Here is a 13,187-nt window from a genome sequence, read left to right as displayed (position 1 = left end):
GCAAAACAAGGTATTCCCTTTTCCTAATCAGATTTGGTATGCTAGGAGAAGAGCAGGACGAAGGGATTGAAGATAGACGTTATGAAATTTGCAGTTTTGGATTTTGAAACGACAGGAAGTCAGCCTGGGGACGAAATTATTCAGGTTGGACTCGTCATCATAGATCAATTTGAAATTACAGATAGGTATACTTCTCTGGTGAACCCAGGGATTAGTATACCTTCTTCGATTACAACCTTAACGGGGATTACCAATGAAATGGTCGCTGATGCGCCGTCACTCGATCAGGTAATGTCTGATATGTTTCCACTTTTGTTTGATTGTGTGTTAGTAGCGCATCAAGCGGCATTTGATTTGTCGTTCCTTCAAAGAGGCCTTACGAGAACAGGATATCCGCCATTCTCAGGACGAGTCCTAGATACGATGGATATGCTTCGGATCTTATTCCCGTCCATCTCTAGCCTCCAGCTAAGTATGGTAGCAGCCCTGTTTGGCATCGACCATGAAAGACCACACCAGGCTGACAGCGATGCGGAAGTCACGGCACTCATTTGGATCCATTGTTTGGATCGGTTATTGGGTTTGCCTCTCTTAACAGTGCAAAGGCTGAATCAGATTTTCGAAAACGGTAACACGGATTTAGGATGGTTCCTCGATGAGATTTGTTTATATAAAGAGTCAGTGACAAGTGTTGATATGGATACAAATCGTTACTTCCGCCAATTTACACTGAATGTGACGGATTGGGGTGATGAAGAAGAACAGCGCTCGGAATACGAAGTAACGGAAGCGTTGGGCACTTCTTTTACAGCGTTCCAGCAAGGTCTGAAATCTGCTCTCCAACAACGATTTGAGGTATACGAGGATCGAGAATCTCAGGATCAAATGATTCAGGAAGTAGAAAAGTCCCTTGAGGCTGATCAGCATTTGATGATCGAAGCGGGAACGGGTACTGGGAAATCACTCGGATATTTGATTCCATCGATTTACTACGGTTTGAAATACGAAAAGAAAGTCGTTGTGTCCACGCACACGATTAATTTGCAGGAACAGCTTCGGGAGCGCGATATTCCTTTATTAAAAGAAATCTTTCCAGTGCCATTCAAAGCGGCTGTGCTGAAAGGCAGAAGCCACTATCTGTGCTTGCGCAAATTTGAAACAAAACTGACAACCCGGGATTATGAGAATGGCAGGGAAGATCCAATCACCGCAGCGCAAATGGTTGTTTGGCTAAGTGAGACGGAGCATGGGGACGAAGAGGAATTGCACTTTGGGAACAAAGGTGCTCAATTCTGGTACTCTGTCGCAAGCGATACGGATTCCTGCTTAAACCGAATGTGCCCTTGGTACAAGAAGTGCTTCTATCATCGAGCGCGTAATGACGCCAATACGGCTGATGTGATCATCACGAACCATTCCCTCCTCTTTACGGATATGAAGGCTGAGAACCGTCTTCTACCGTCTTACAAGCACCTTGTGATTGATGAGGCGCATCACTTTGAAGAAGTGGCGAGTAAGCATCTCGGGATTGAGCTGCATGCTTCGGCTTTCTATCATTCACTACTGTGGCTGTATAAGGACAATCGAAGCGGGCAGCTTCCGATGCTTCGTTTTCGATTACAGAAATCGGATGAGGCTGGGGAGCGCGCAGCGGCATGGAGTCAAACGATTGATGGATTATTTCCCAAAATTATTTCAATCAAAGAGGACTGGGAACGTTTAAGTGAAGCATTATATGAACTTGTTTCTTCAGGCAGCGATCCTTCGCAATCGGAAACCTCGCAGTACGTTTTGCGATTGAAGCCTGAAACGTTGCCGTCCAACTGGCGTGAGCTGCTGATCATGGAGGATAACATTTATCTGAACGCGAATGATTTGCTGCGGACATTGGATAAATTGTTAAATGAGTTAAAGGAACAGCAGGATGGTCTTGGGGTTCAAGGGCTCGTGACCGATCTGAACGGAACAGTGAAAGAGCTGTACGCCCATCGTGATGCGCTTCATTTCTTTATGAAAATGGCAGATGAAGGGTACGTTTACTGGATCGAAGCCGGCACGTATGCAAAGGCCAAATCAGTGCAGCTGAATTCAGTTCCGACGGATGTTAGCGGTTTGCTGCAGCAGCACTTCTTTGAAACGAAAGATAGCATCATTCTGACCTCAGCGACACTCTCTGTGAATAAGTCATTCCAATATTCTGCTGAGCAGCTTGGATTAGCCATTCCAGAGGACGAAGAGTCAGGGAAGCTGAAGACGGTTCAATTGCCATCTCCTTTTAACTATCGTGAGCAAGCCTTGGTTGTGATTCCGCGAGATTTTCCAACCATTAAGGGAGCTGGCGACCCTGTTTTCATAGAAGCACTGATCAACTCTCTGAGTGATGTGGCACAGGTGACGAAAGGCCGAATGCTGGTTCTATGCACCTCGAATCGAATGCTGAAGCTCGTCCATGCAGGGATGAAGGAGAAGTTGGCTCCACATGGCATCACTGTGCTTGGACAGGGCGTTGACAGCGGCAATCGTAGCAAGCTGACCCGCATGTTCCAAGATAACAAAATGTGCGTGCTGCTGGGCACCAGTTCGTTCTGGGAGGGTGTGGATATTCCAGGGGATGCACTTAGCTGCCTTGCGATCATTCGTCTACCCTTTCAGCCGCCTAATCATCCGTTAGTGGAAGCCAAATGTGAAAATATTAAGAAACGGAATGAGAATCCGTTCATGAAATTTTCAGTGCCGCAGGCCGTTATACGGTTTAAACAGGGCTTTGGCCGTCTTGTTCGCAGAGCGTCTGACAAAGGGATCGTTATCATTTATGATACACGTGTTATTGAAACGTATTATGGCAAGCATTTCCTCTATTCGTTGCCTGGTCCGAAGATCGAGCATATGACGTGCGAACAAATGCTACCGAGGATAGAGCAGTGGATGGGGGGAGCCTAAAGACGTGAAAACACAGAAAATTTCGGAAGCCGTTGTCCGCAGATTACCGATTTATTTGCGTTATTTGAACGAACTGCAAATGAACAATGTGTCAACCGTGTCTTCTCAGGATTTGGGTCAGAAACTGGATCTGAATCCTGCTCAGATTCGTAAGGATTTGGCTTATTTCGGGGAGTTTGGTAAAAAAGGAATCGGCTATGATATCAATTATCTGATTGAGAAGATTCGGCAAATTCTTAAGTTAGATCGACATATCCAAGTAGCCCTCGTAGGAGCCGGAAATTTAGGTAGAGCCCTTTGCAATTATAATACGTACTTACGAAATGATATGAAAATTGTAGCGCTTTTCGATGCGATGCCATCCAAGACGGGGGAAGTTATTAATAACTTGGTGGTGCTTCCAATGGATAAAATGAAGTTTGTTTTGGCTGAGCTTGGCGTGCGGATCGGTATCATTACAGTGCCTGCCGCGGAAGCACAAAATGTGGCTAATGAATTCGTAGCTTGCGGGATCGAAGCCATCTTAAATTTTGCGCCAGTTATCATTAAAGTACCACCTGATGTGCGAGTCCATTATGCGGATTTTACGACAGAGCTTCAGAGCTTAGCCTACTATCTAGATTAGAATGAAAAAGGCACGACACGCGGAAGTTCAGCGGGTCGTGCCTTTGTGATTATTACATGATTAGGCGGAAAATCGCAAAGTAAAGCGAGTAAGCTAGTACCATTGAGATCGGAATCGTAATGATCCAAGTGATTAACATTCGACCTACAGTACCCCATTGGACTTCATGGAAACGCATCACACTGCCAGTTCCGATAATCGCTGAGGAAATAACATGTGTTGTTGATAATGGTTTACCAATGAAAGTTGAGAATTGAATGACGATCGAAGATGTTAAATCGGCAGCAAAACCGTTAATCGGTTCAATTTTTACAATTTTACCAGACACGGTTTTAATAATGCGCCATCCACCAATGGATGTACCAAGTCCCATAGCAAGAGCGGCAGCGATTTTAACCCACAGCGGTACATTTAAGTCGTCTTGCACGCCGGCAGCAACGAGACCGAATACGATAATCCCCATCGCTTTTTGCGCATCATTACCTCCGTGGGAGTATGATAATAATCCAGCGGATAGGATTTGAAGCGTACGGAATCCACGATTTAGCTTAGATCTGGACGTATTACCGGACCAAATCACGATATATTTGATCAATACCATGATGAGATAACCTAGAACGAAAGCAATAATCGGCGATAGAATCAAAATTATTATGATTTGCGTAAAGCCGCTCCAATTCACGCCATTGAATCCTGCTCCTGCGATAACGGCACCGGCTAGGGAACCAAGTAGAGTATGAGAGGATGATGAGGGAATCGACAAATACCAAGTAAGCAGGTTCCAAATAATTGCCGCAAGTAAAGCAGCAATAACGACTTCAACCCCATTCTCGATCTTCGCAGGATTGGCAATACTTCCGCCTACTGTTTTGGCTACTTCCGATGAAACCATAGCCCCAACAAAATTAAGTGAAGCAGCCATGAAAATAGCGACTCGAGGGCTTAATGCTCGCGTGGAAATTGAAGTCGCAATCGCATTAGCTGTATCGTGGAATCCATTGATGAAGTCGAATAGCAAGGCAAGTGCAACGATTATTATCAAATAAGTTAACATGAATTCCTCCTAGCGTTTTCCAAGTGGAAAACTTTCTTCGTACACAGAGACATTTTGTGTCTTAGGAGTAGCGAAGTACTACACTGTCAAGAATATTGGCAACATCTTCGCAGGCATCAGTCGTTTCTTCCAGACGCTCGTAAATTTCTTTGAGTTTAAAATCTTCGTACGGATCTTTGCGCGTGATAAAAATTTGGCGAATCCCTTCACGCATCAACCGATCTCCATCATTCTCTAATTTATTTATAGCAACGGTGTGCTCCGGAATTTGCATATACTTTTTCTTGGCTAAAAGCTTGAAGGCATCAAGCATATGTTGACATGAGTCTACGATAACTCCTGAGAAATCTTTCATGTAGGCATCCGTATGGGAAACACTCAAATAGTCGAAGCGAGCAATCGTAGCTTCAATACCATCGGTAACATCATCTACCTTCGAAGCCAGAACCATAATATCTTCCCGATCAATCGGAGTGATAAATACTTTGTTCAAACCTCTAAAGATATCATGTGTAATGGAGTCGCCTGCATGCTCAAGATCATGAATCGCTTTGACATACTCAATTGGGGGTTTATCACCCATCATGGCTGTACGAAACAGTTGCGCTGTTTGCAAGGCGTTCTCTGCAGCACGGATAAGAAGTTGCAAGAAATCGACTTCGTTCTTTCTGGTGAATAACGTTGTCATAGAATCCTCCTAATTTTTACTATATGTACAAGTTTTTAAACGAATTTGTGAAACGAATATGACCAAATTGTAGAAAAAACTCACAATGTTTAAAGTATCATACTCATAAGGGCTAAAGCAACGAAAATTCCGTGACAATTTACAAATTATCAACAGATAAGGAATAGCGATCAGCTTCCTTGATTTTACAAGCTTGAAGATGTAAAGTTTATGGAGTATTAGCTGTTTATAGAATGAGCATAGAGAGGGTTTTTTACTATGAAAAAAACATTAATTTCGAATGGTATTTTTATTACTAATAAGGAAGACACAACAACATCCATTAAAGGCTGCATGGTTATCGAAGGCAGTCAGATTACATACATCGGCGAAGAAGTTCCAGAACCTCTTGAACATTATGATGAAGTGATCGACGGTACTAATAAGTTGTACATGCCAGGGCTAGTTAATACGCATGGTCATGCCGCAATGTCGCTTCTGCGCGGGTACGGTGATGATTTGGCTCTGCAAGTGTGGTTAGAAGAGAAAATGTGGCCTATGGAAGGGAAATTTACTTCGCAGGATGTCAAATGGGGAACACGTTTATCGATTCTTGAAATGATCAAAGGGGGTACAACAACATTCGTTGATATGTACGATCATATGAATGAAGTTGCACTTGCCGTTGAAGATTCTGGGATGCGTGGTGTCTTGACCCGCGGTGTGATCGGACTTTGTCCGCCAGACGTACAAACAGCTAAGCTAATTGAAGCAACGGAATTCGCTAAGAATTGGCATGGTAAAGCGGACGGAAGAATTACAACGATGATGTCTCCGCATGCGCCATATACATGTCCACCAGATTATATTGAGCGTATTGTTCAGGCTGCACATGATCTAAATCTTCCTATTCATACACACATGTCAGAAACACGACGCGAAGTTGAAGGCAATGTAGAGCAGTACGGAGCAAGACCTGTTGCTCACTTGGAAAATCTAGGCGTGTTCACACGACCTACGCTGGTCGCGCATGGCGTTCATTTGAACGATGAAGAAATTGCTATTCTTAAGCAATATGATGTACGTGTATCACATAACCCAGGCAGTAACTTGAAGCTTGCCAGCGGTGTTGCGCGTTTACCAGAGTTGTTGCGCGCAGGAGTCAAGGTTTCCTTAGGTACGGATGGCGCGGCATCCAACAATAATTTGGACATGTTTGAAGAAATGCGATTGGCTGCCCTTATTCATAAAGGAGTTTCTGGAGATCCATTAGCTATTCCAGCGAAGGAAGCGTTGTTGCTTGGAACTCGCATGGGAGCAGAATCGATCTGGTTGGATGATGTTGGTCATCTTGCGACAGGCATGAAGGCAGACTTCATTGCATTAGATATTGATCAACCTCATTTCTTGCCGAAGACTGACTTCATCTCACATATCGTGTACTCCGCTTGTGCTAAGGATGTCGTTGATGTGTGTGTAGATGGCAAATGGATCGTGCGTAAAGGTGATTGCATAACACTAGATGAAGAGAAAATTAAACGTGAATTCGAATTATGCTTTGATAGACTAAAAGGCTAATGCTTAGCCTAGTAAGTGGACATGGGGAGGTGCGCCGCGTTCATGAATGCGAAGCGAACGATTACACTTGGCATCTTTATTGTAGCAACGCTGGGTGTTGTGCTGAGCCGATTTTACCTCAATGTGCAGAACGAACACTGGGATGAGAAGCGCGTAGCTGTTGAGAAAGCCTATGAGGGAAGTATGATGACGAAAGCCTCGAAGGTTGATTTTTTCTATGGTGATGAAGCATTTCAGATTGTATATGGGGAAAATAAGCTCGGACAAAGCTTAATTGCTTGGGTGTCAGACCAAGAAGTTCATACAGAGATGACGGAAGAAGCCTTCACGGAGGCGCAAGCTCGGGATGCTGTTATGAAAAAGGCGCCTAGCAGTCAAATCGAGCGGGTTATGCCAGGTAAGCTAGGTAATGACTATGTTTGGGAAGTGTTTTATAAATCGAAGGATGATAGAGGTACTCGGTATTTCTATGACTACTATGCCTTCAAAGACGGTAAATTTCTGGATACGTATCGGCTCAGCCTTCAATAAGAAGGTTGAGCTTTTTTTATGGGGAGGAAGTATGGTTTCGTGTTTCCACTGTTTACATAAGGCATTGAGTGTGTATGCGGTGATATACTAATCGTATAGCTTTTGAGGCAAGAAAATAACTTTTTACAGAAAGGTGGACGCGAATCCATGAAGATGAAGCTGCGCCTTTTACCTGTTGTCTTGAGCGTGATTATTTCGGCCGGAGTACTTTTTGGAGGCTGGTTCGCCTATACAAGTTTTGCGATGGAAAATCCATTATCACATATAATCAGTACTGCACCAGGTGTGACCGACTCAACAATTAAGCTTTCTTCCAATCAAGTGGATATTGAAGTGACATTAAAGCCTGACGCTAATTTACGAAATGTTGTTGAACTAATTAAGCAAGAAGGCGCTTCGATTATCGGGAAGCGTTCTGTGAACATTTCCGTTAAGAATCAATCGTCAGATAAGCTGGATCAGTGGTGGTCTAAAGCGTTATTTGAGGTAGCTCAAGCTATGGAAACGAAGCATTATGCCGATATTCCAACAACCTTACAGAAGTATGCAAATGGTGTTCCAAGTATGAAAGTAGACAGTGAAATGGATGAACACAACGTATATATTCGCTTAACAGATGGTGATGCCACGAAATTTATCATGCTGCCAAGAATCTCCCAGATCGGAGTGTGGCCGAATGAGTAAAATATATAAAGAAATAGGTATAGGTTTTATTCCTGTCCTGCTTGTTTTTTTAGCATTTCAAGGTGTAAATTTAATTCCGATTATTTTCGTAAGTGCCCTAGGCGCTTCATTATTCTATATGATGAAAACTCGCGGCGGCATCGGGGCAGCTGCAGGCGGCGGAGATCGAAAAAGCAAGAATCGGACGCCGTCTTTCTTAACCTTTGATGAGATTGGCGGGCAAGATCGTGCGAAGAAAGAATTAATGGAAGCACTCGATTTCTTGATTAAACATGAAGAAATTAAGAAGCTAGGTATTCGTCCGCTCAAAGGTTTGCTTCTAACAGGTCCTCCGGGTACGGGGAAAACCTTGATGGCTAAAGCAGCTGCGCACTATACGAACTCCGTCTTTATGGCGGCTTCAGGTAGTGAATTTGTTGAGATGTATGTAGGTGTAGGTGCGAGCCGTGTACGTGATTTATTTAAAGAAGCAAGAGCACGTGCAGTCAAAGAGGGCAAGGATAACGCCATTATTTTTATTGATGAGATTGATGTCATCGGTGGTAAGCGAGACGGCGGTCAACAGCGAGAGTATGACCAGACATTGAACCAATTGTTGACGGAGATGGATGGAATTCATACGAATGATGCGCCGCGTATTCTAATTGTTGCTGCGACGAACCGTAAGGAAATGCTAGATAGTGCGTTGCTGCGTCCAGGTCGTTTTGACCGTCATATTGAAGTGGATTTGCCTGATAAGAAGGGTCGTCTTGCAATTCTTCAGATTCATGCCAAGAACAAGCCGCTTGCAGAAGGTGTTACTTTGGATCTCACAGCGGATCAAACCTTTGGCTTCTCAGGTGCACAGCTTGAAGGTGTGTTGAACGAAGCAGCTATTTATGCCATGAGGGAAGATAAGCCAGCTATTGAGCAGCCTCATTTGGCTTCAGCGATCGATAAAGTCATGATGGGTGAACGAACAGATAAAGAAACAGCGAACGATGAGAAAGAGCGTGTGGCGTATCATGAATTAGGCCATGCTATTATTGCAGAGCTAGTTCGTCCAGGATCCGTTTCACAGGTTACCGTTAGTCCGCGAGGGAAAGCATTAGGATATGTACGTCATAACCCGCCTCAGGATCATTATTTGTATACAAAGGATTATATTGAAGATCAGATTATGATTGCCCTTGGTGGAGCAGCGGCGGAGGAAATGATATACGGCGGTCGCAGCACCGGCTCTCGTAACGATTTCGAACAATCGCTCTCGATGGTTCGCAACATGATGGACGCGGGTCTTACGAGCTTAGGGATCATTGATCGTGAGATGGTGACGAAGGAACAGTTGATGAAAGAAAATGCAGCTATTCTTGATGCGTTAATGCTTCGCACGAAAAAGATGTTAGAAGAACAACGTGGTGTGTTTGAACATTCGTTTGCTATTTTGATGAAGGAAGAAGTTCTCTCAGGAGATACATTTCGTACCTTATTTGACGCCTCGGTGTCTCAAAGTGCATAATAATGACCGTTGGCCAATTAGGCCAGCGGTTCTTGTCTTTACCTCAAACATGAATTATACATATACTTATTAAGAAGCTTTCATAAGATCGATGAACATGTGTAATTTCCGTGAGGAAGATGTATGGAAGAAGGAGAAACAGGCTATGATGTTCAGAACAATTGGTGTAATCGGCGGCGGAACAATGGGACAGGGTATTTCTGAAATGCTTGCAGCCCGAGGACTTGATGTGATGCTTGCCGAAAAATCAACAGATAAGCTGGACCGAGCGATCGAGCAGATTACAGTAAGCTTAGATAAGCAAATTGAGCGTTGGGCTTTAACGGAAGCGGAGAAGAAATCCATCCTCTCGAAAATTAGGAGAGCTGACTCGATACAGGACATGGCCTCCTGCGAGCTTGTTATTGAAACGATTTCAGAAGATTTGAATGCGAAAAAGCATGTCTTTTTCCAGCTGAATCAAATTTGCTCGCCTCAAATTATTCTAGCCACGAATACCTCAACGTTAAGTGTAACGGAGATCGCTGCGATTACGTCACACCCAGAGCGTGTAATTGGTCTGCATTTTCTACATCCAGTTGCCAAAGTCAATCTTGTGGAAATCGTTCGCGCCATGAAAACGTCCGATGAAACCTATAACCTAACTCGCCAGTTTGTTGACGATTTGCTCTCGAAAAAGAGTATTAAGGTAAATGAATCGCCAGGGTATATTACGACGAGACTGATGTGTACTTTGATTAATGAGGCGCTGCATACCCTATCTGAGGGCGTTGCATCAGCAGAGGATATTGATCAAGCGATGCGGATCGGTTATGACTTCAAACATGGTCCGTTGGAGATGTGCGACCGTTTCGGACTTGATGCTGTTTTAGCTGCGTTAGAAGGAATGTTCCGCGAATATGGCGATATCAAATATCGCCCATCGTATTTGCTGAAGCAAATGGTTCGTGCAGGGCACCTTGGCGCCAAGACAGGAGAAGGCTTCTTCCGTTATGACAAGGACGGTGACCGAATTTGAACATTCTCGTGATTAATGCCGGCAGCTCTTCCGTGAAATATCAACTTTATGATATGGAAAATGCGAACGTGCTTGCCAAAGGTAGAGTGGAGCGCATTGGCATGGATACTGCGATCTTGATGCATGAGCCTGCGGATAAACCCGAATTTCATAAGGTAGATGAAATACTAGAGCATACAACGGCCATCCGCAAAGTGCTGGATGTGCTTGTCCATCCCGAGCATGGCGTTCTGACTGCCATCTCGCAGATCGATGCCGTCGGCCATCGTGTCGTTCACGGCGGCGAATCGTTCAAGAGCTCCGTCCTCGTCACGGATGAGGTGAAGAAGGAGATCCGGCGTCTCTTCGATTTGGCGCCGCTCCACAACCCGGCGCACATGCTGGGCATCTCCGCGGTGGATGTGAACATGCCTGGCGTACCGCAGGCTGTCGTCTTCGACACAGCCTTCCATCAGTCGATGCCGGCGAAGGCCTACCTGTATCCGGTACCGATGGCTCTCTACCGGAAACACAAGGTGCGCCGCTATGGTTTCCACGGTACGTCGCACAAGTATGTCAGCGAGCGTGCCGCAGCCTTCCTAGGACGCCCGCTGGAGCAGTTGAAGCTCATTACCTGTCACATAGGTAATGGCGCTTCCTGCGCCGCTGTATGGGGCGGCCATTCGGTTGACACGAGCATGGGGATGACCCCGCTCGAAGGGCTGATGATGGGCACGCGCAGCGGCGATCTCGATCCGGCCATCGTGCCCTATGTGATGGGCAAGGAGGATTTGACGATCGGCGAGGTCAGCTCCATGCTGAATAAGCATAGCGGCCTGCAGGCGATCTCGGGCATCTCCAGCGATATGCGGGAGATCGTGGAGGCGATGGAAGCGGGCGATAAGAACGCTGGCCTAGCTTTTGAGATGTATGCGTATCGGCTTCGCAAGTACATCGGGGCTTACGCAGCAGCGATGAATGGTGTCGATGCGATTGTTTTTACGGCTGGCGTTGGCGAGAATTCCGCGCCTCTACGTCAGACGGTATGCGAGGGATTGAGCTTCCTTGGGGTTGATTTTGATGGGGAAGCGAACACGCAAGGAAGAGGTATAGAGAAGCGAATCACGAAGCCAGGCTCACGGATTGAAGTGCTTGTGATTCCAACGAATGAGGAATGGGGTATCGCACAGGACACGTATAGTCTCGTTCAACAGATGACCCACTGATTCTTTCGTGGAAATAGTGAAATGGTGTACAATAGAGTAGATCTACAGTTCTAGGGAGGAAGGATATAATTATGAAAAGTACAATAGGTGAAGTAAAACATCATGTCGGCGAGTCCGTCACCATCGGCTGTTGGCTAAACAAGAAGCGCTCCAGCGGTAAAATTCAGTTTTTGCAGCTGCGAGACGGTTCGGGATATATACAAGGAGTTGTGGTTAAAAGTGAAGTGAGTGAAGAGGTATGGGAGGCAGCTTCCAAACTTACACAAGAGAGCTCGCTATACATAACAGGAAAAGTCAAAGAAGATACACGCAGTAAAGGCGGCTTCGAGCTAGATGTGACGGGTGTTGAAATCATTCAGGTTACCGAAGAGTATCCGATTACACCAAAGGAGCATGGCGTAGATTTCCTCATGGATAATCGTCATCTGTGGATTCGGAGCCCGCGTCAGCGTGCGGTACTTGTGATTCGCGCTGAAATTATCAAAGCTGTACAATCGTTCTTCAATGACCGCGGTTTTCATTTGGTGGATCCACCGATCTTGACGCCTTCCTCTTGTGAAGGTACGACCAACTTGTTCCACACGAAATATTTCGATGAAGATGCATTCTTGACACAAAGCGGACAGCTTTACATGGAAGCAGCAGCTATGGCGTTAGGGCGCGTATATTCCTTCGGTCCAACTTTCCGTGCGGAGAAATCAAAGACGCGTCGTCATTTAATCGAATTCTGGATGATCGAGCCGGAAATGGCGTTTGTAGATCATGTGGAAAACCTTGAGGTACAAGAGCAATTCGTTTCACATATCGTGCAAACTGTACTTCAGAACTGCCAAGCCGAGCTTGAAACCTTAGAGCGAGATACGTCCAAGTTGGAAAAGATCAAAGGCAGCTTCCCACGTATCACGTACGATGAGGCCGTCGACTATTTGCAAAAGAACGGGCATGAATTCGCATGGGGCGAAGATTTCGGTGCGCCACATGAGACAGCGATTGCGGCTCAATATGAAACGCCTGTATTTATCACGCATTGGCCGACCGAGATTAAGGCTTTCTACATGAAGCCAGATCCTAGTCGTCCGGAAGTCGTCCTTTGTGCGGATATGATTGCACCTGAGGGCTATGGCGAAATTATCGGGGGCAGTCAACGGATTGATGACCCTGAATTGATGGAACAGCGTTTCAAGGAGCACGAGCTTTCTCAAGAAGCCTATCAGTGGTACTTGGATCTTCGCAAATACGGTACAGTGCCGCATTCTGGTTTCGGTTTAGGTTTAGAGCGTACAGTAGCTTGGATTTGCGGCTTGGATCATGTGCGTGAAACGATTCCGTTCCCGCGTTTGTTATACCGTCTATACCCTTAAGTAGTGGCATTGTCCATGGGGAGAAA

Annotated in this window: 11 protein-coding genes; 9 read left to right on the top strand and 2 right to left on the bottom strand. The window is 45.4% G+C overall.

Features of this window, described 5'->3' with window-relative positions:
- Positions 1-81 precede the first annotated feature (81 nt).
- Together dinG and AC58QC_RS13320 are read left to right on the top strand one after the other, a co-directional pair.
- The gene (dinG, locus tag AC58QC_RS13325; protein WP_497415637.1) at positions 82-2,940 is read left to right on the top strand and encodes an ATP-dependent DNA helicase DinG; all 2,859 of its coding nucleotides are present in this window, start codon (positions 82-84) and stop codon (positions 2,938-2,940) included.
- Between the two features lie 4 nt (positions 2,941-2,944).
- On the top strand, positions 2,945-3,565 hold the full coding sequence (locus tag AC58QC_RS13320; RefSeq protein WP_497415636.1) for a redox-sensing transcriptional repressor Rex: 621 nt from the start codon (positions 2,945-2,947) through the stop codon (positions 3,563-3,565).
- Positions 3,566-3,617: 52 nt separating this feature from the next.
- Here AC58QC_RS13320 and AC58QC_RS13315 read toward each other — a convergent pair whose 3' ends face one another.
- Positions 3,618-4,619, bottom strand: a complete 1,002-nt coding sequence (locus AC58QC_RS13315; RefSeq protein ID WP_497415635.1) for an inorganic phosphate transporter — start codon at positions 4,617-4,619, stop codon at positions 3,618-3,620.
- 61 nt (positions 4,620-4,680) lie between these two features.
- The gene (locus tag AC58QC_RS13310; RefSeq protein WP_497415634.1) at positions 4,681-5,307 is read right to left on the bottom strand and encodes a DUF47 domain-containing protein; all 627 of its coding nucleotides are present in this window, start codon (positions 5,305-5,307) and stop codon (positions 4,681-4,683) included.
- Positions 5,308-5,565: 258 nt separating this feature from the next.
- Here AC58QC_RS13310 and AC58QC_RS13305 point away from each other — a divergent pair, with 258 nt between their 5' ends.
- From AC58QC_RS13305 to asnS, 7 genes are all read left to right on the top strand, one after another.
- Positions 5,566-6,864, top strand: coding sequence for an amidohydrolase (locus AC58QC_RS13305; protein WP_497415633.1), 1,299 nt, complete (start codon positions 5,566-5,568; stop codon positions 6,862-6,864).
- Between the two features lie 42 nt (positions 6,865-6,906).
- Positions 6,907-7,395, top strand: coding sequence for a cell wall elongation regulator TseB-like domain-containing protein (locus AC58QC_RS13300; protein ID WP_497415632.1), 489 nt, complete (start codon positions 6,907-6,909; stop codon positions 7,393-7,395).
- A gap of 147 nt (positions 7,396-7,542) precedes the next feature.
- The gene (locus AC58QC_RS13295) at positions 7,543-8,079 is read left to right on the top strand and encodes a hypothetical protein (protein WP_497415631.1); all 537 of its coding nucleotides are present in this window, start codon (positions 7,543-7,545) and stop codon (positions 8,077-8,079) included.
- Positions 8,072-9,577, top strand: a complete 1,506-nt coding sequence (locus tag AC58QC_RS13290) for an AAA family ATPase (RefSeq protein ID WP_497415630.1) — start codon at positions 8,072-8,074, stop codon at positions 9,575-9,577. Before AC58QC_RS13295 ends, AC58QC_RS13290 begins: the two co-directional genes overlap by 8 nt.
- A 145-nt stretch (positions 9,578-9,722) precedes the next feature.
- Entirely contained in the window at positions 9,723-10,595 is an 873-nt protein-coding gene (locus tag AC58QC_RS13285) for a 3-hydroxyacyl-CoA dehydrogenase family protein (RefSeq protein ID WP_497415629.1), read from the top strand.
- Entirely contained in the window at positions 10,592-11,800 is a 1,209-nt protein-coding gene (locus tag AC58QC_RS13280; protein ID WP_497415628.1) for an acetate kinase, read from the top strand. The genes AC58QC_RS13285 and AC58QC_RS13280 overlap by 4 nt, the downstream gene beginning before the upstream one ends.
- Before the next feature lie 71 nt (positions 11,801-11,871).
- On the top strand, positions 11,872-13,161 hold the full coding sequence (asnS, locus tag AC58QC_RS13275; RefSeq protein ID WP_497415627.1) for an asparagine--tRNA ligase: 1,290 nt from the start codon (positions 11,872-11,874) through the stop codon (positions 13,159-13,161).
- Positions 13,162-13,187: the final 26 nt, after the last annotated feature.

The organism is Paenibacillus sp. J22P51 (assembly GCF_059692215.1).
This window is presented reverse-complemented; position numbering and strand designations above follow the sequence as displayed.